The sequence below is a fragment of the Pseudomonas sp. AC016 genome (assembly GCF_979253365.1).
Window position 1 is genome coordinate 731,126 of the sequence record NZ_CEEDCC010000001.1, and the last position, 16,780, is coordinate 747,905.

Annotated in this window: 14 protein-coding genes; 6 read left to right on the plus strand and 8 right to left on the minus strand. The window is 60.8% G+C overall.

Annotation, left to right across the window (positions count from 1 at the left end; all coding sequences use genetic code 11):
• Positions 1 to 21 precede the first annotated feature (21 nt).
• Both AC0IXS_RS03035 and AC0IXS_RS03040 read right to left on the minus strand, forming a co-directional pair.
• The gene (locus AC0IXS_RS03035; protein WP_122669229.1) at positions 22 to 390 is read right to left on the minus strand and encodes a DUF2946 domain-containing protein; all 369 of its coding nucleotides are present in this window, start codon (positions 388 to 390) and stop codon (positions 22 to 24) included.
• A gap of 163 nt (positions 391 to 553) precedes the next feature.
• Entirely contained in the window at positions 554 to 1,108 is a 555-nt protein-coding gene (locus AC0IXS_RS03040) for a TetR/AcrR family transcriptional regulator (RefSeq protein ID WP_029243520.1), read from the minus strand.
• A gap of 180 nt (positions 1,109 to 1,288) precedes the next feature.
• Between AC0IXS_RS03040 and AC0IXS_RS03045 the strand changes: the two genes are divergently transcribed.
• Entirely contained in the window at positions 1,289 to 2,449 is a 1,161-nt protein-coding gene (locus AC0IXS_RS03045; protein ID WP_122669230.1) for an efflux RND transporter periplasmic adaptor subunit, read from the plus strand.
• Positions 2,450 to 2,482: 33 nt separating this feature from the next.
• Positions 2,483 to 5,632, plus strand: coding sequence for an efflux RND transporter permease subunit (locus tag AC0IXS_RS03050; RefSeq protein WP_057411006.1), 3,150 nt, complete (start codon positions 2,483 to 2,485; stop codon positions 5,630 to 5,632).
• Here the strand turns inward: AC0IXS_RS03050 and AC0IXS_RS03055 are convergent.
• Together AC0IXS_RS03055 and sfnG are read right to left on the minus strand one after the other, a co-directional pair.
• The gene (locus AC0IXS_RS03055; protein WP_137201946.1) at positions 5,608 to 7,200 is read right to left on the minus strand and encodes a sensor domain-containing diguanylate cyclase; all 1,593 of its coding nucleotides are present in this window, start codon (positions 7,198 to 7,200) and stop codon (positions 5,608 to 5,610) included. The two genes, AC0IXS_RS03050 and AC0IXS_RS03055, sit on opposite strands and share 25 nt — an antisense overlap.
• A 285-nt stretch (positions 7,201 to 7,485) precedes the next feature.
• Positions 7,486 to 8,592, minus strand: a complete 1,107-nt coding sequence (sfnG, locus tag AC0IXS_RS03060) for a dimethylsulfone monooxygenase SfnG (RefSeq protein ID WP_029243524.1) — start codon at positions 8,590 to 8,592, stop codon at positions 7,486 to 7,488.
• Between the two features lie 269 nt (positions 8,593 to 8,861).
• Between sfnG and AC0IXS_RS03065 the strand changes: the two genes are divergently transcribed.
• The 4 genes from AC0IXS_RS03065 to AC0IXS_RS03080 all read left to right on the plus strand — a co-directional run bounded on the left by AC0IXS_RS03065 (position 8,862) and on the right by AC0IXS_RS03080 (position 11,586).
• Positions 8,862 to 9,302, plus strand: a complete 441-nt coding sequence (locus tag AC0IXS_RS03065) for a YqaA family protein (RefSeq protein WP_057411008.1) — start codon at positions 8,862 to 8,864, stop codon at positions 9,300 to 9,302.
• Positions 9,303 to 9,457: 155 nt separating this feature from the next.
• Positions 9,458 to 9,793 (plus strand): hypothetical protein, encoded by a 336-nt coding sequence (locus tag AC0IXS_RS03070; RefSeq protein WP_004886442.1) that lies wholly within the window; start codon positions 9,458 to 9,460, stop codon positions 9,791 to 9,793.
• A gap of 191 nt (positions 9,794 to 9,984) precedes the next feature.
• Positions 9,985 to 10,470 (plus strand): flavin reductase family protein, encoded by a 486-nt coding sequence (locus AC0IXS_RS03075; protein WP_004886439.1) that lies wholly within the window; start codon positions 9,985 to 9,987, stop codon positions 10,468 to 10,470.
• 78 nt (positions 10,471 to 10,548) lie between these two features.
• Positions 10,549 to 11,586: an LLM class flavin-dependent oxidoreductase gene (locus AC0IXS_RS03080; protein ID WP_025994684.1), complete on the plus strand. Its 1,038-nt coding sequence runs from the start codon at positions 10,549 to 10,551 to the stop codon at positions 11,584 to 11,586.
• A gap of 276 nt (positions 11,587 to 11,862) precedes the next feature.
• On the opposite strand, the gene AC0IXS_RS03085 is transcribed toward AC0IXS_RS03080, so the two are convergent.
• From AC0IXS_RS03085 to AC0IXS_RS03100, 4 genes are all read right to left on the minus strand, one after another.
• Positions 11,863 to 13,188 (minus strand): ammonium transporter, encoded by a 1,326-nt coding sequence (locus tag AC0IXS_RS03085; protein ID WP_471823738.1) that lies wholly within the window; start codon positions 13,186 to 13,188, stop codon positions 11,863 to 11,865.
• Between the two features lie 627 nt (positions 13,189 to 13,815).
• Positions 13,816 to 15,153 carry an FMN-binding glutamate synthase family protein gene (locus tag AC0IXS_RS03090; RefSeq protein WP_029241146.1) on the minus strand — a complete coding sequence of 446 codons (1,338 nt, stop codon included), beginning with the start codon at positions 15,151 to 15,153 and terminating at the stop codon, positions 13,816 to 13,818.
• Positions 15,154 to 15,168: 15 nt separating this feature from the next.
• Complete coding sequence (locus tag AC0IXS_RS03095; protein ID WP_057408829.1) at positions 15,169 to 15,852, minus strand: GltB/FmdC/FwdC-like GXGXG domain-containing protein; 684 nt, start codon at positions 15,850 to 15,852, stop codon at positions 15,169 to 15,171.
• Positions 15,853 to 15,863: 11 nt separating this feature from the next.
• Positions 15,864 to 16,769, minus strand: a complete 906-nt coding sequence (locus AC0IXS_RS03100; protein WP_057408828.1) for a class II glutamine amidotransferase — start codon at positions 16,767 to 16,769, stop codon at positions 15,864 to 15,866.
• Positions 16,770 to 16,780: the final 11 nt, after the last annotated feature.

The following is a 16,780-nucleotide window of genomic DNA, read 5'->3' on the forward strand; positions in this document are numbered from 1 at the left end:
GATGAGCATAGGCGTACAGGCTCAAGGCGCCTGCGGCAGGCAACCTGGAGACGCCTGGCGAGGTGCTTGATGTAGCAGACATTGAGGCAGGCGCAGCCTGACATTCAGGGTGCGCGCCAGCCAGCCCAGGCCAATGAAGAACAGCAGCGCAAGGGTCAGCTTGCCGGCAAAGGCGCAATCGAACGTGGCCAGTTGCATGACAAGGGCATGGCTGCCCTTGTCCATCGAAGGCAAAGAAGCGCCGACATCACCGCAGATATCGTCCGCTGAAACCGACGAAATGGCCGACAGCATCTGCCCATGACCGAAACCGCACGCAACGCCATTGAACAGGACGAAGCCGTACAGCATCCAGGCGATGAGCGAGCGGTGGGTTCGGACGAAATTCATGGCGGCGAATTTAACACTCAAGGGTGCTGGCGAACACCGCGAATGCTGTTACAAAAAACGTGCTGGAGCGCGAGCCGTGCTGCTGCGGGCTGCAGTGCGGGTGCGACAAAACGGCACAGGCACGCTTACCACTGCTCCATATTGGAGTCGCTCCCACAATCCATCAGCCGACGCGGGCACCGTGCATGAACAGTTGAATCAACATCGCCCCCATCCCGGCGCGCGCCACCCGCCCGCGCCGTTCGGCATCGACCAGACCGAACAACAACGAAGCGAAGGTTTCGGTAAGCACCGCAGCGCTCATATCGATTCTGAACAGCCCTTCCCGCTGGCCACGTAGAAAGAAGGCATCCAGCGCATCGGAATACGGTAACCAGCGACGTCCGCCACAGCTTTCGTCCATGGTGTCCGGACGCCATTGGAAGACCAGAAACACCAGCATTTCACGATGAATGAGGTGGTTGTCGACCAGCCGTTGCAGCGCTTCGACAGGAGGCGCGTGCTCCAGATCAGCCTCGGCGATCATCTGATTCATCAGGTCCGAGGCATGATTGAGCAGCATTTCAATCAGGTTGGCGCGGGTGCCGCAGAACCGGTTGAGCGTGGCCTTGCTCACACCGGCCGCCTGGGCAATGTCCTTGAGCGTGCCGGCAGGATGGTCTACCAGCGCGACAGCAAGGGCTTTCAAAAGCTTTTCATCAGCAGCGGTCAAGTCCATTGGTTGCTTTTTTACCTCTTCGGGTGGAATGCGGCGCGCATTGTGCAGAAGACAGCCTGTTTTCACAAAAGCCATTAACATTTGGTCACGAAAGTATCATGTGAGTCAATATTGACTCATCTGATTCCAGCGTAGATCATTCGCGGCTTTAGCGTCTGATGGGCCATGCCCGGGTGAGATATGAGTACATTGCGCGACTGGCGTAGGTTGTCGATGGTTACGCTGCTGTCTGCGGCGGTTCTCGCCGGTTGCGAGCAGAAGCCCCAGCAGGACCAGAGCGCCGCAGCTGCTCCCCGACAGGTCGAGTCGTTGGCGGTGAAAACCGAATCCCTCACGGTCATCAACGAGCTGCCCGGACGTGTCGAACCGGTCCGCGTCGCTCAGGTACGCGCCCGTGTTGCCGGCATCGTGCTGACCCGCAACTTCGAGGAAGGCGCCGATGTAAAGGCCGGCGCCGTACTGTTCCAGATCGACCCGGCGCCATTCAAGGCCGCCCTCTCAAAGGCGCAAGGCGATCTGGCCCGAACCGAAGCCACGCTGTTCGAAGCCCGGGCCACGGTCAAACGCTATGAATCGCTGGTGGAAATCGAGGCGGTCAGCCGCCAGACCTACGACACCGCACGCGCCACGCTGCAGAACGCTGTCGCCGCCAAACGTTCGGCTCAGGCTGACGTGGAAACAGCACAGCTGAACCTGGGTTTTGCGACGGTCAGGGCACCGATTTCGGGCCGCATCGGCCGGGCTCTGGTCACCGAGGGTGCATTGGTGGGCCAGGCGGAAACCACGCTGATGGCGACCATCCAGCAACTGGAACCGGTGTTTGTCGACTTCACCCAGCCCGTCGCCGATGCACTGCACATGCGCGCCGCCATTCAGGAAGGTCGCCTGCCCAAGGGCGGTGAAGATGCATTGTCCCTGAGCATCGACGGTACCGATTACACCAGCACCGGCACGCTGCTGTTTACCGACGTCGAAGTGGATCGCACCACCGGGCAAGTGCTGTTGCGCGCACGCTTCGCCAACCCTCAAGGCGTGCTGCTTCCCGGTATGTATGTGCGGGTACGCACGCCACAAAGCGTCAATGCCAACGCCATTCTCGTGCCGCAGCGCGCTGTACAGCGTTCCGGCGACGGCACGGCTCGCGTGCTGGTGATCGGCCCGGACGGCGCGGTCGAGGCCCGCCCCGTCAAGACAGGCGCAATGCAGGACTCGCGCTGGCAGATCACCGAAGGCCTGAAGGCCGATGAGCAGGTCATTGTCGGCAACATGACCGGCATCAACCCGGGTGACAAGGTAGTCCCCAAATCGCAACCCGCCCAACAGCAGGCCAAGGCTCAGTAAAGCCGCCTTCAGCGCGATCGAGGATCACCTTCCATGTCCCTGTTCTTTATCCGGCGGCCCAATTTTGCCTGGGTGCTTGCCTTGTTCATCCTGCTGGCGGGGCTGATGGCCCTGCCCGCCTTGCCTGTAGCGCAATATCCCGTGGTCGCGCCGCCGCAGATCACCATCACCGCTACCTATCCCGGCGCTTCGGCGAAGGTGCTGGTCGATTCGGTCACCAGCGTGATCGAAGACGAGCTCAACGGCGCCAAGGGCATGCTGTATTACGAGTCGACCAGCAACTCGACTGGCTCCGCCGAGATCAACGTCACCTTCAATCCTGGCACCAACCCGGACATGGCCCAGGTCGAAGTCCAGAACCGGATCAAGAAAGCCGAAGCCCGTCTGCCGCAGCCTGTGCTGAGTCAAGGCTTGCAGGTCGAGCAGGCCAGTTCCGGGTTCCTGATGATCTTTGCCCTGAGCTATACCGGTGACACGGCCAACAAGGACACGGTGGCGCTGGCCGACTACGCGGCGCGCAACGTCAACAACGAGATCAGTCGGGTGAACGGTGTCGGCCGACTGCAGTTCTTCGCCGCCGAAGCGGCCATGCGCGTCTGGATCGATCCACAGAAACTGGTGGGCTACGGCCTGTCGATCGATGACGTAAACGCCGCGATCCGCGCCCAGAACGTTCAGGTGCCTGCCGGCAGTTTCGGCAGCACACCGGGTTCATCCCTGCAGGAGCTGACCGCGACCCTCGCGGTGAAAGGCACGCTGGATAATCCGGAAGAATTCGGACGCATTGTGCTGCGCGCCAATCAGGACGGCTCCACCGTTCACCTGGAAGACGTCGCCCGGCTGGCCGTCGGCAGTCAGGATTACAACTTCGAATCGAGACTGGATGGCAAACGCGCCGTGGCCGGTGCGATTCAGCTGTCGCCCGGCGCCAATGCCATCCAGACCGTGAAGGCCGTCAAGCAGCGCCTCGACGAACTGTCGGTCAACTTCCCGGAAGGCGTCGAGTACTCGATTCCTTACGACACCTCGCGCTTCGTGGACGTGGCCATCGACAAGGTGATCTACACCCTGATCGAAGCCATGGTGCTGGTGTTTCTGGTGATGTTTCTGTTCCTGCAGAACATCCGTTACACGTTGATTCCGACCATCGTGGTGCCAGTGTGCCTGGCCGGTACGCTGGCGATCATGTACCTGCTGGGTTTCTCGGTGAACATGATGACCATGTTCGGCATGGTGCTGGCCATCGGCATTCTGGTGGACGACGCCATTGTGGTGGTCGAAAACGTCGAACGGATCATGGCCGAAGAAGGCCTTTCTCCGCCCGCCGCCACCGTCAAGGCCATGGGTCAGGTGTCTGGCGCGATTCTGGGCATCACTCTGGTGCTGGCAGCGGTGTTCCTGCCACTGGCGTTCATGGGCGGCTCGGTCGGGGTCATCTACCAGCAGTTCTCGCTGTCGCTGGCCGTGTCGATTCTGTTTTCGGGGTTCCTCGCCCTGACCTTTACGCCAGCCCTGTGCGCCACGCTGCTGAAACCGATCCCCAAGGGTCATACCGAGAAGCGCGGTTTCTTCGGCGGCTTCAACCGTCTGTTCGGCAAACTCACCGACCGTTACGATCGGGTCAACTCCAGCCTGATCAAACGTGCTGGCCGCTACATGCTGCTGTACGTCGGCATCGTCGGGCTGCTGGGTTTCTTTTACCTGCGCCTGCCCGAGTCGTTCGTGCCTGTGGAAGATCAGGGTTACCTGATCATTGATGTGCAGTTGCCGCCAGGCGCGACCCGTCTGCGGACCGATGCCACGGCGAAGCTGCTGGAAGATTACATGCTGTCCCGGGAAACGACAGACGCAGTCACCATGCTGCTGGGCTTCAGTTTCTCCGGCATGGGCGAAAACGCCGGTCTGGCCTTCCCTACCCTCAAGGACTGGTCGGAGCGCGGCGATGGGCAATCGGCAGCGGACGAAGCGGCGGCGTTCAACCAGCATTTCGCCGGTCTCAGCGATGGTACGGTCATGGCGGTCACGCCACCGCCCATTGAAGGCCTCGGCACGTCAGGCGGTTTCGCCCTGCGCCTTCAGGATCGCGCCGGACTGGGCCGTGAAGCCCTGCTGGCAGCGCGCAACGAACTGTTGGGCAAGGCCAACGGCAACCCGAAAATTCTTTACGCCATGATGGAAGGTCTCGCCGAAGCACCGCAATTGCGCCTGAACATTGACCGCGAGAAGGCCCGCACCATGGGGGTCAGTTTCGAATCGATCAGCAGTGCGCTGGCGACTGCATTCGGCTCTTCGGTGATCAGCGATTTCGCCAACGCCGGCCGCCAGCAACGCGTGGTGGTGCAGGCCGAGCAAGGCGCACGGATGACGCCTGAAAGCGTGCTTCAGCTGTATGTGCCCAATAGCAGCGGCACGCTGGTTCCACTCGGCGCATTCGTGTCGACACATTGGGAAGAAGGCCCGGTGCAGATCGCCCGTTACAACGGCTACCCTGCGTTCAAGATCTCGGGCGACGCACCGCCGGGCGTCAGTACGGGCGAGGCAATGGCTGAAATCGAGCGCATCGTCTCGCAACTGCCGCCGGGCATCGGTTATGAGTGGACCGGCCTGTCCTATCAGGAAAAGGTTGCCAGCGGTCAGGCAACCGGGCTGTTCGCCCTGGCGCTGCTGGTGGTGTTTCTGTTGCTGGTCGCACTGTACGAGAGCTGGGCCATCCCGCTGGTGGTGATGCTGATCGTGCCTGTGGGTGCGCTGGGTGCAGTGCTGGCAGTCACGGCGGTGGGCCTGCCGAATGACGTGTATTTCAAGGTCGGCCTGATCACCATCATCGGTCTGGCGGCGAAGAACGCCATTCTGATCGTCGAGTTCGCCAAGGAGTTGTGGGAACAGGGCCATTCGCTGCGTGATGCTGCGATGGAAGCGGCGCGTTTGCGCTTTCGGCCAATTGTCATGACCTCGCTGGCGTTCATTCTGGGTGTCGTGCCGCTGACGCTCGCGACCGGTGCAGGCGCTGCGAGTCAGCGAGCCCTCGGCACCGGGGTGATCGGCGGCATGCTCAGTGCGACGCTGCTGGGCGTGGTGCTGGTGCCGATCTTCTTCGTCTGGGTGCTGTCGGTACTGCGCCGCAAGCCTCATCAGCAAGTCGTCGACGACAATCCGGGTCAGGACAAGGTATCGGGGGACTGAGCCACAAGCGCGCCATCACCTGTTGGATGATGGCCTTGGGTCCAGGCGGGAACCGTATCGGTGACGATCCCGGAGGCCACGCTGACCCGGTTGCGGCCCTGGGATTTGGCGGCATACAGCGCCCGGTCGGCCAACTGGATCAGCCCGCGCTGATCCATATGCCGATCGGTACCGACGAATGTGGCAACGCCCAGGCTGACGGTGACGATTTCAAACGGGCTTTGCGGGTGTTCGATGCGCTGCTCCTGAAGCTTTCGCAGGATCGCCTCGGCCACCTTGCAGGCGTTGGCCTCATCGGTACTCGGCAGCACCACGGCAATTTCCTCACCGCCGTAACGCGCCGCAATATCCCCAGGTCGGCGAATACACTGCTCGACCAGCCGGCTGATGGCAACCAGGCATTCATCGCCTGCCAGATGGCCGAAATGGTCGTTGTAGCGTTTGAAATGGTCGGCGTCGATCAGGATCAGTGACAACACGCCGCGCTCGCGGCGGGCGCGCTTGAATTCGATGTCTATGAACTGATCGAAGCGCCGACGATTGGCAAGTCCAGTCAGTTTGTCTTCGGAGGCGATCAGCTCGAGATTCTGGTTGAGCTCGATCAGGGCTGCCTGAGACAGGCGCAGTTGCTCCTCGACCCGGATGCGGCTGTGAATATGCACGATCAGACGCACGCCGAGCCCTACCACCAGTGCCAGCAAGACCAGAACCAAAAGCAGCGACTGCTTGGCCTGCACCAGCCAGGCATGCATCGCTTCTTGTTGACCCACGGCCACCACCGTCACCAGTGGGTACACATCGCTACGCTGAAAGGCATAAAAGCGCGGAACGCCGTCGAGCCGTGAAACGAAATCGACAGAGCCAGACTTTTTGTCAGGAAAGAGGCTGAAAATGGGTGTGGAGGACAGGTCACGACCAATGTCCCCTTCTCGATAGGGAAACCTGACGTGCAATCGCCCTTCCGAAGTCGTCAGGCTGATGACACCTGAATTCCCGACCTGAATGTCTGAATAGAACTTAAGCAGGTGGTCGATACCAATGGTTACCACCATCAGGCCCGCGAAACCTCCGTCTGGACGATTGATCCGCCGACTCACCGAGATCACCCACTGGCCGTTGGCGCGACTGCGGATGGTCGGACCTATGAAAGACGCACGTCCGGGGTTCTCGACATGGTGCCTGTAGAACTCGCGGTTTGTGCTGTTGATGCCGACGGCGTTGCCATTGGTGGAGAAGGTGCAGATCCCTTCGGCGTTGTACAGCGACACGCTGCTGATCTGCGGCAATGCGCCCATCTGCCGAGCGATGATCGAGCGCAGGCGCTCGATCTGGTCAGGCCCGGCGCCTTCTTTTTCAACGCGTTCGGTCAGACCGAGGAGCATCACCTCGCTCTGCTTGAAAATGCCGTCGGTATAGGTACTCAGCGCGCTGGCCAGGTTTGCGCTGTTGGTCTGAATGTTTTCGAAGGTCTTCTGGCGTGCCGTCCAGGTCTGCCAGGCCATGAGCAATACGACACAGACACAGGTCGTACAGATCAGCCAGGAGGCAAGTCTGAGATCGCGTTTCAAAACCTGCCTCCGCGGCAAATGAGAGCTCGCGCAACCGACCTGCACGAAATCCGAGTATCAGTGTCCGGACACACCGATAGTCACTTATCGGCACACATGGGCCTGAGCTTCAGCGCCCGCTGTCAATTTTTGCGATTGGATGATGCGTAATCGCAGATCAAACAGGGCTCAACATACGCGAGGGCCTGGAGATTGGATCACTGTCGAGGATTTATTTTTGAAGGGCCGTGAGCGCTTCGGCTCACGGCGATAAGGCGGGTTTTTTGCGGGACAGTCCGGGGGAGATCAGGCGATGGCGGCAGTCTGCGCGGGCGCACGCACGGCTTCGGCTTCCAGCTCACGCACCAGCGGCAGGACGTGTTCGCCGAAATAGGCGACTTCTTCCTGGAAATGCAGGAATGCGGACAGCACCAGATCCACACCGACCGCCTTGAGCGCCACGATGCGCTCGGCAATCTGCCGGGGCGTACCGATCAGGTTGGTCTTGAACCCGTCGTTGTACTGGACAAGGTCCTGGAAAGTGGACTTCGCCCAGTTACCCTCGCCCTCCGGGCTTGCCTTGCCCGCCTGTTTCGCGGCATCACCAAAGGCATTGACCGCTTCAGGGTCCGCCTTGTCGACGATTTCGGACAGCACGGCACGGGCTTCTTCTTCGGTGTCACGGGCAATGATGAACGCGTTGACACCGATTTTCACGGAGTGCCCGTTGGCAGCCGCCTTGGCACGAATATCGTCGACCTGAGCCTTGATGCCCTCCAGAGTGTTGCCGTTGGTGAAATACCAGTCCGACACACGGGCAGCCATGTCACGTGCCGCTCTGGAGCTGCCGCCCTGAAAGATTTCCGGGTGCGGACGCTGGATGGGCTTGGGCTTGAGGGTGTAATCGTGGAAGCGATAGAAATCGCCCTTGAAGGTGAAATTATCGGTGGTCCAGATGCCCTTGAGTGCACGGATGAACTCTTCCGAGCGGCGATAACGCTCGTCATGCTCCAGCCAGGGCTCGCCAATGGCAGTGAACTCGCCCTTGAACCAGCCGCTGACAATGTTGACTGCCACGCGGCCTGCCGTGAGCTGGTCGATGGTCGCCAGCTGCTTGGCAACCACGGAAGGCGTCCAGGGGCCCGGCAGAATCGCGGCAATGACTTTGAGTTTATCGGTGGCCGCCAACAGCGCATGGCTGAACGCGACCGACTCGTGCTGGTATTCGGCGCCGTAACCGGCCGTGAAGCGAATCTGGGTCAGGGCGTATTCAAAACCGGACTTCTCGGCGATCTGCGCCAGCTTACGGTTGTAGTCGATGGTCCAGCTGGTGCGCTGTTCGATCTTGCTCACCACCAGGCCGCCGCTGACGTTCGGCACCCAGTACGCAAATTTGATAGGGGTCTGACTCATATCGTTACTCCTCTGGCTTCAGGGTCCCGGACACACGAATCGAGCGGGCTTGATGAACAGCAACAGAGCAGCAACCGTGCCACTGCAACATTTCGAACCGAATCAACAAGTTGGACAGCCTGATGGGACACGCCAGCTGTCGGCAGCCCTGCAAGGTGTTGAGCGAGTGTTGCCCAGGCAACAGTCTGTCGCCTTGTCGAAGCCCGTGGCCTGCAACACAATGCCCCCGCTCCATCTGCGACGATCCCGCACGCGCAAGGCCGCCACTGATGTTCGAACTCTCAAGCTACTTCGGTCTGTTCATGGCAGCACTGGGTGCGGCAACGCTGCTGCCCATGCAGTCGGAAACCGTGCTGGCCGGCATGCTGCTCAGCCAGGCCTACCCCGCCGTGGTGCTGCTTTCGGTGGCCACGCTGGGCAACGTGCTGGGTTCGATCCTGAACTGGCTGCTGGGCCGCTCCATCATCCGTCTGCGCCACAAGCGCTGGTTTCCGGCCAGCGAAACGCAACTGGAAAAAGCCCAGCGCTTCTACCTGAAGTATGGCTACTGGTCGTTGCTGCTGAGCTGGGTGCCTCTTATCGGAGATCCGTTGACGCTGATCGCGGGCGTTCTGCGCGAGCCGCTGTGGCGCTTTGTGCTGATCGTCACAGCGGCCAAGGGCGCGCGTTACCTGGTGGTGGCGGCACTGGTCACTCACGCGATTGGCTGAATCCGGCCTCAAAGGGTGACAGGCGGTACTGAAACACACCGCTCATCGGCAACCGGAACCAAACCCGACGGAAGGCATGGCCACTGGCTATCCAGCACGCTTCAGTCAGCGTACTTTTGGATCCAATGAAGTCGTATTCGTCCGCAGGAGCACCGATGAAATTTCATGCCTGGTTTCTGATCTTCATGATCCCCGCTGTTTCCGCACATGCAGAAGCAAAACCCATCGCGGTTCCGATTGATCCTGCAGCGCAGCACGCGCTGGTGGACAAAAGCGGGACGATGACGCATCGCGTCGTGGTGACCAAACGCGAAAGCCTGCTCGGCGTAATCTATTCCAAGCGCGTCTACAACTGCGACAACCATACGGTCAACCTGGTCGGCACGGGTGAGACGCTTGAAATCATGGAAAGCGCTCATGCTGTCAGCGGCATGGGACCTGTGATTCGCGACTCGACTGCGCAGTACATTCAGACCGAAGCCTGTAGCTGAGACGCTCCGCCACACCCCTCTCTGAAACTTGAGAACCCCCCTTGCTGACCAGACACCGCAGCGCTTTGAACAAGCGTTGCGCGATTGCCTGCGCGCGCGATACACAAAAAGTACTTGCACCTAAAGTATTACGGTATACCATCAGACAGACAACAATATGAAACTGTCGGCACACCGTGCAGAGGTAGCAAATGATCGACGCAACTGACTACAAGAACGTCATGGGCTCCTTTCCGTCGGGCGTTACCGTCATTACCACGCTCAATGAAGACGGCGAAGTCGTCGGCCTGACCGCCAGCGCATTCAGCTCCTTGTCGATGGACCCGCCGCTGGTCCTGTTCTGCCCCAACTACAGCTCCGACTCCTACGCGACGCTGATCAAAAGCAAACGCTTCGCCATCCACCTGCTTTCCGGCGGCCAGCAGGAAGAAGCCTACGCGTTCGCCCGCAAAGGCAAGCTGAAAGCCGAAGGCATCGAGTGGACATTGAGCGAACTGGGCAATCCGCTGCTGAACAACGCCACGGCGATCATCGAGTGCGAGCTGTGGCGCGAGTACGAAGGTGGCGATCACGCGATCATGGTCGGCGCGATCAAGAACCTGATTCAGCCGCAACAGCCTGTCGACCCGATGGTGTACTGCCGCGGCAAGATGAGCACCTTGCCTGCTCTGGCCTGAGTGACTTCACTCTTCCCACCCATTTGATAATACGGGTGCCGACCTAGCAGGCACCCCGCTCTGATCGAGGTAAGTGTCATGAAATTTTCGCTGTTCGTGCACATGGAACGCTGGGACGAATCCGTCAGCCACCGCCAGCTCTTCGAAGACCTGACCGAACTGACGCTGATGGCCGAAAAAGGCGGTTTCAGCACGGTCTGGATCGGCGAACACCACGCGATGGAATACACCATTTCCCCAAGCCCCATGCCCTTGCTGGCGTATCTGGCGGCCAGAACCGAGACCATTCATCTGGGCGCGGGCACCATCATCGCGCCGTTCTGGCACCCGCTGCGGGTCGCGGGCGAATGTGCATTGCTGGACGTGATCAGTAACGGGCGCATGGAGGTCGGCCTGGCGCGTGGCGCGTATCAGGTCGAGTTCGACCGCATGGCAGGCGGCATGCCCGCTTCCGAAGGCGGCAAGGCATTGCGCGAGATGGTTCCGGTGGTACGTGCGCTGTGGCAAGGCGACTACGCTCACGACGGCGACATCTGGAAATTCCCGACCTCGACCTGCGTACCCAAGCCCATCAATACCCCGCCGATGTGGATTGCCGCGCGCGATCCGGACTCGCACAATTTTGCGGTAGCGAACGGCTGCAACGTCATGGTCACGCCGTTGATGAAAGGCGATGAGGAAGTCGTCGACCTGAAGAACAAGTTCGAGGCCGCGCTGGCCAACAACCCAGGCGTGCCGCGTCCGCAGCTGATGGTGCTGCGTCACACCCATGTGCATGCGACGGACGATCCTGAAGGCTGGAAAGTCGGCGCGAAAGCGATCTCGAAGTTCTATCGCACCTTCGACGCCTGGTTCGGCAACAAGATGACGCCGGTCAATGGTTTCCTGGCACCGAGTCCTGAGGAGAAGTTCGCCGAACGCCCTGAATTCACCCTCGAAAGCCTGCACAGGACGGCAATGATCGGCACGCCGGAAGAGATCATTCCGCGCATCAAGTACTACCAGGAACTGGGTGTCGACGAGTTCAGCTTCTGGTGCGACAACAGCCTGCCGCATGCAGAGAAGAAGAAGTCGCTTGAGCTGTTCATCAAGCACGTGGTGCCAGCGTTTCGGTAAAGTTTCGCCGACACGTCGCTGCCTCGCAGCAAACACAGGGCTGTTGAGGAAGCGCCGAACCTGCTTCTGCCCGAAGGGCGTGGGAGCTCTCGGAGGTTACGACGGCAGCGATGGGCTGCGCAGCAGCCCCTGAGTGCACCTGATACACCGCGTGCGCAGGTTTTGCTGCCGGTTCCCGGCAGATCGCCGGCAAGCCGCCTCCCACGCTCAAATGTTTGCGGCGCCACAGCGCTACGTCGAAAACGTAGTGGCGCATTCACAACATCGCGCCTGACCTCAATGGTTATAGGCGCGTTCGTTGTGCTCGGACAAGTCCAGCCCCAGTTCTTCGACGGTCTCGTGGGCTCGCAGGCCAATAAGCGCCTTGACCAGCTTGAGAATCACCCAGCTCACCGCAAAGCAGTAAACCGTGGTGAACAGCACGCCCTTGATTTGCGCCACAACCTGCGCGCCCATGGTCACGTCCGGCACCAGACCGCCCATGGACGGCACGCAGAACACACCGGTCAGCACTGCGCCGATCATGCCGCCGATGCCGTGCAGGCCGAATACGTCGAGGCTGTCGTCGTAACCCAGGCGTTTCTTCAATACGGTCACGCTCAGATAGCAGAACACCCCGCATAACACGCCGATCGCCAACGCCCCGCCGACCCCGACATAGGCACATGCGGGCGTGATGCCCACCAGACCGGCCAGGGCGCCGCTGGCCAGACCCAATGCACTGGGTTTGCCGACCTTGAACCACTCGGTGAACATCCAGCCGAGAATGCCTGCGCAGGCACCGACCTGAGTGTTGAGCATGACGATCCCGGACGTGCCGCTCAGAACGCCGCCTGAGCCGATATTGAAACCGAACCAGCCTACCCAGAGCATTGCTGCACCGGCCATGGTCAGGCTCAGGTTATGGGCAGGCATCGGTGTGTTCTGGTAGCCCTTGCGTTTGCCGAGCACCAGACAGGCCGCCAACGCCGCAACGCCTGCGTTGATGTGTACAGCGGTGCCGCCGGCAAAATCCAGTACGCCCCAGTTATGCATCAGCGCGCCCGCCCCACCCCAGACCATGTGCGCCACGGGGGTGTAGACGAAGGTGAACCACAGCGCCATGAACAGCAGCGCGGCGGAGAATTTCATGCGCTCGGCGAAGGCACCGGCAATCAGCGCCGGGGTGATGATGGCGAAGGTCATCTGGAAGGTCACGAACACGCCTTCCGGGATGTCACCGACCAGACTGTCGGGCGTCATGCCCGCAAGAAACGCGCGACTCAGCCCGCCGACAAAACTGTTGAAAGTCACCTGCCCTTCGACCATGTTGCTGGTGTCGACGACCATGCTGTAGCCATAGATCACCCAGAGCACGCCCACCACACCGGCGATGCCGAAACATTGGGTGAACAGCGACAGCATGTTCTTGGCGCGCACCAGCCCACCGTAAAACAACGCCAGCCCCGGAAGGCACATGAACAGCACCAGCACCGCCGCCGTGATCATCCAGGCGGTACTGCCGGTGTTGAGTGTGAGGGTTTCTGCGGCCTGCACCAGCGGGGCGAAAATGCCGAGCGCCAGTGATGCCAGAAGGGGTTTGCCGAGTAGACGATTGACCATGTTCAAAGCTCCCGCAAATGAATGGAAAAGTGCCGGGCAGCAAACCAAGGTATTCAGCTGAAGCAGTGGGCCTTCAAGGCCTCTTAGGGGTGACTTGCCGCCATGACTTCGCGGCGCGGTTGTGACGCAGAGCGTCACGGGCTGCATGCCCACGCGGATCACTCATCGTTATACACAAGTCCGTCTCAACCTTGATCGTGCCCATCGCTCCGCGTGGGCATGCCTTCCGTGACGCTCCGCGTCACACATGGCACGGACTGCGGACTCAGTGAGCCGAGCGCATGGCTCACGTCCCCTTTTCGCCCCTCGGCGACTCACTTTGACGGAGCAAAGTGAGCAAACTCCTTCGCTCCGGTTGCGGCCCCGGCTTCGCCGGGGTTCCTTCGTCCAGACACTGATTCGGGGGTCGCCGCAAATGAGCCATCCATGGCTCAGTGCGGCTCAATCGGCATCCATGCCGATTGCCCCCCGAATCAGCGCCAGAACTCAGCCTTCACCCAGTCGCAATCGATGGTGTTCGCACTACCGCGTCAAAAAAGCACGGCAGCGCTGTTGCCTTATTTGAGAGCAGGATGATTTGTGTATAACGATGAGCGCGGAGCGCGGGCACGATCGATGTCCTGAAGATCAATACCCGCTGCCACCTCCAGGAATCCACGACGTTCCGGCCAGCGGCACGCGTGCCATGGCGGCCGACTCGACGGTCAGGGCCACGAGGTCTTCAGGGTCCAGGTTATGCAGGTGCGACTTGCCGCAGGCGCGGGCCATGGTCTGGGCTTCAAGCACCAGCACGCGCAGGTAGTTGGCCAGGCGGCGCCCGCCTTCCACCGGGTCGAGGCGTTTGGACAGTTCCGGGTCCTGCGTGGTGATGCCTGCCGGATCACGACCGTTCTGCCAGTCATCGTAGAAACCTGCTGCCGAACCGATCTTCTTCAGTTCTTCGTCCAGACGCGGGTGGTTGTCGCCCAATGCAATCAGCGCGGCGGTACCAATAGCCACGGCATCGGCACCCAGCGCCATGGCCTTGGCCACGTCCGCGCCGTTGCGAATGCCGCCGGAGACGATCAACTGAACCTTGCGATGCATGCCCATTTCCTGCAACGCCTGAACCGCTTGCGGAATGGCGGGCAGAATCGGGATGCCGACGTGTTCGATGAACACCTCCTGAGTCGCCGCCGTACCGCCCTGCATGCCGTCGAGCACGATCACGTCAGCGCCCGCCTTCACCGCCAGTTTGACGTCGTAATAAGGACGACTGGCCCCGATCTTCACGTAGATGGGTTTTTCCCAGTCAGTGATCTCACGGATCTCGGCAATCTTGATCGCCAGGTCATCCGGCCCGGTCCAGTCGGGGTGACGACAGGCCGAACGCTGATCGACACCCACCGGCAAGGTGCGCATGCCCGCGACACGTTCGGTGACTTTCATGCCCAGCAGCATGCCTCCGCCGCCCGGCTTGGCGCCCTGCCCCAGCACGATTTCGATGGCATCGGCCTTGCGCAGATCGTCCGGGTTCATGCCGTAACGTGACGGCAGGTATTGATAGACCAGATGCTGCGACTGGCCGCGCTCTTCAGGCGTCATGCCGCCGTCACCCGTCGTGGTGCTGGTGCCGGCGATAGTTGCGCCGCGGCCCAGTGCCTCCTTGGCGTTGGCCGACAAAGCACCGAAGCTCATGCCTGCGATGGTCACCGGAATTTTCAGGTACAGCGGCTTCTTGGCGAAACGGTTGCCAAGCACCACGTCGGTACCGCATTTTTCGCGATAGCCTTCCAATGGATAACGGGAAACGCTGGCGCCAAGCAGCAGCAGGTCGTCGAAGTGCGGCAGCTTGCGCTTGGTGCCGCCGCCGCGAATGTCGTAGATGCCGGTTTCGGCTGCGCGCTGAATTTCCTGGATGGTCAGGCGATCAAACGTCGCCGACTCGCGCAGGACCGGGGCTTTGGGAGTTGAGGAATCGCTCATGGTCTTGCTCCTGAATCAGTACGCGGAGGCGTTATCGACTTTGAAGTTGTACAACTGACGGGCCGAACCGTAGCGTTTGAAATCTGCGGCCTTCTCGTTGAAACCTGCGCGATTGAGCAACTCCTGCAATTCCTGCAGATGCTCTTCGCGCATCTCCTTGGCGATGCAGTCCGAGCCCAGAGACTCGACCTTGCCTTTGACGTAGATCCGGGTTTCATAGAGCGAGTCGCCCAGCGCATCGCCCGCGTCGCCGCAGACCACAAGCCTTCCGGCCTGGCCCATGAAGCAGCTCATGTGGCCGATGCTGCCGCCGACCACAATGTCGATGCCCTTCATGGAGATCCCGCAACGGGCACCGGCGTCGCCTTCGATCACCAGCAGTCCGCCGTGGGCCGTGGCACCGGCAGCCTGCGAGGCGCTGCCCTTGACCCGGACCGCGCCGGACATCATGTTTTCCGCGCAGCCGACGCCGACATTGCCGTGCACGGTGATCGAGGCTTTCTGATTCATGCCGGCGCAGTAATAACCCGCATGGCCCTGAATATCGATGGAGATGGCTTCGGTGACGCCGACCGCCAGGTTGTGAGCACCGTCGGGGTGAGTGACCACCCATTCGCGGTCTTCCAGTTGCCTGACCTGATCGTGCAGGGCCTGATTGAGGTCACGCACGGTGGCGTTGGACAGATCGATGGTTTTCATGTGCGTGCTCCTTAGGCCGACTCGCGTTCCCAGATGTACATGGTGGCCGGGACAGGTTCCCAGACCCTGGCGTGCTCGATGCCCGGCAGGCTGGACAGCGCCTGATACTCCGAGGCCATGGCGACGTAGTCGTCGGTTTCTGCGAGGATGGCCGGCTTGCAGGCAATCGGGTCGCGAATCACCGCAAAACCATTGCGAGTGCCGATGGCAAAGGTGAAGAAACCGTCGAGGTCTTCGAGGGATTTGTCGAGGGCCTGCTTGAGGCTGTCGCCCTGCTGCAGACGCCAGGCCAGATAACCGGCGGCGACTTCGGTGTCGTTGTCGGTTTCGAAATGAATGCCTTCACGACGCAGGTTCTGGCGCAGACGGAAGTGATTGGACAGCGAGCCGTTGTGCACCAGACACAGGTCGGCGCCGGTGGAAAATGGATGACTGCCCTCCATAGTCACGGCACTTTCGGTGGCCATACGGGTGTGGCCGATGATGTGGCTGCCTTTCATCGAGCCCAGCCCGAAGCGTTGGGAGATCTCCCTCGGCAGGCCCATGCCCTTGAGAATCTCGATGCTTTGTCCGGCGCTCATGATGCGCACGGTCGGCGCCAGTTGCGACAGCAATGCGCGCACCGGCGCTTCTTCGGCCTGGACTTTAAGGACCACGGCGCTGGCGTTCTGAAACCAGTCCAGCGGTACGGCCAGTTTGTCTTCGATCCCGGCAATCAGCGCCTTGAAGTCATAGTCCTCAGTGGTCGCCTGCAAGGTCAGCTTGATCCAGCCATCGGCCACTTCATCACCATAGATGGCGAACCCGGCGCTGTCGGGACCGCGATCGGTCATGGCTTCGAGCATCGGCTCGAACAACTGGCCGAGCTGCGACTCCAGCGCCGGATTTTTCAGGTAAAGCCCTACGATTCCACACATGACTCAACTCC

What these genes read in the sequence shown, in the direction of transcription:
- AC0IXS_RS03070 (WP_004886442.1), top strand. Translation starts at nt 9,458, where the DNA reads ATGAAATTTCATGCCTGGTTTCTGATCTTCATGATCCCCGCTGTTTCC.
- AC0IXS_RS03050 (WP_057411006.1), top strand. Translation starts at nt 2,483, where the DNA reads ATGTCCCTGTTCTTTATCCGGCGGCCCAATTTTGCCTGGGTGCTTGCC.
- AC0IXS_RS03045 (WP_122669230.1), top strand. Translation starts at nt 1,289, where the DNA reads ATGAGTACATTGCGCGACTGGCGTAGGTTGTCGATGGTTACGCTGCTG.
- AC0IXS_RS03040 (WP_029243520.1), bottom strand. Translation starts at nt 1,108, where the DNA reads ATGGACTTGACCGCTGCTGATGAAAAGCTTTTGAAAGCCCTTGCTGTC.
- AC0IXS_RS03080 (WP_025994684.1), top strand. Translation starts at nt 10,549, where the DNA reads ATGAAATTTTCGCTGTTCGTGCACATGGAACGCTGGGACGAATCCGTC.
- AC0IXS_RS03090 (WP_029241146.1), bottom strand. Translation starts at nt 15,153, where the DNA reads ATGAGCGATTCCTCAACTCCCAAAGCCCCGGTCCTGCGCGAGTCGGCG.
- AC0IXS_RS03075 (WP_004886439.1), top strand. Translation starts at nt 9,985, where the DNA reads ATGATCGACGCAACTGACTACAAGAACGTCATGGGCTCCTTTCCGTCG.
- AC0IXS_RS03095 (WP_057408829.1), bottom strand. Translation starts at nt 15,852, where the DNA reads ATGAAAACCATCGATCTGTCCAACGCCACCGTGCGTGACCTCAATCAG.
- AC0IXS_RS03035 (WP_122669229.1), bottom strand. Translation starts at nt 390, where the DNA reads ATGAATTTCGTCCGAACCCACCGCTCGCTCATCGCCTGGATGCTGTAC.
- sfnG (WP_029243524.1), bottom strand. Translation starts at nt 8,592, where the DNA reads ATGAGTCAGACCCCTATCAAATTTGCGTACTGGGTGCCGAACGTCAGC.
- AC0IXS_RS03085 (WP_471823738.1), bottom strand. Translation starts at nt 13,188, where the DNA reads ATGGTCAATCGTCTACTCGGCAAACCCCTTCTGGCATCACTGGCGCTC.
- AC0IXS_RS03065 (WP_057411008.1), top strand. Translation starts at nt 8,862, where the DNA reads ATGTTCGAACTCTCAAGCTACTTCGGTCTGTTCATGGCAGCACTGGGT.
- AC0IXS_RS03100 (WP_057408828.1), bottom strand. Translation starts at nt 16,769, where the DNA reads ATGTGTGGAATCGTAGGGCTTTACCTGAAAAATCCGGCGCTGGAGTCG.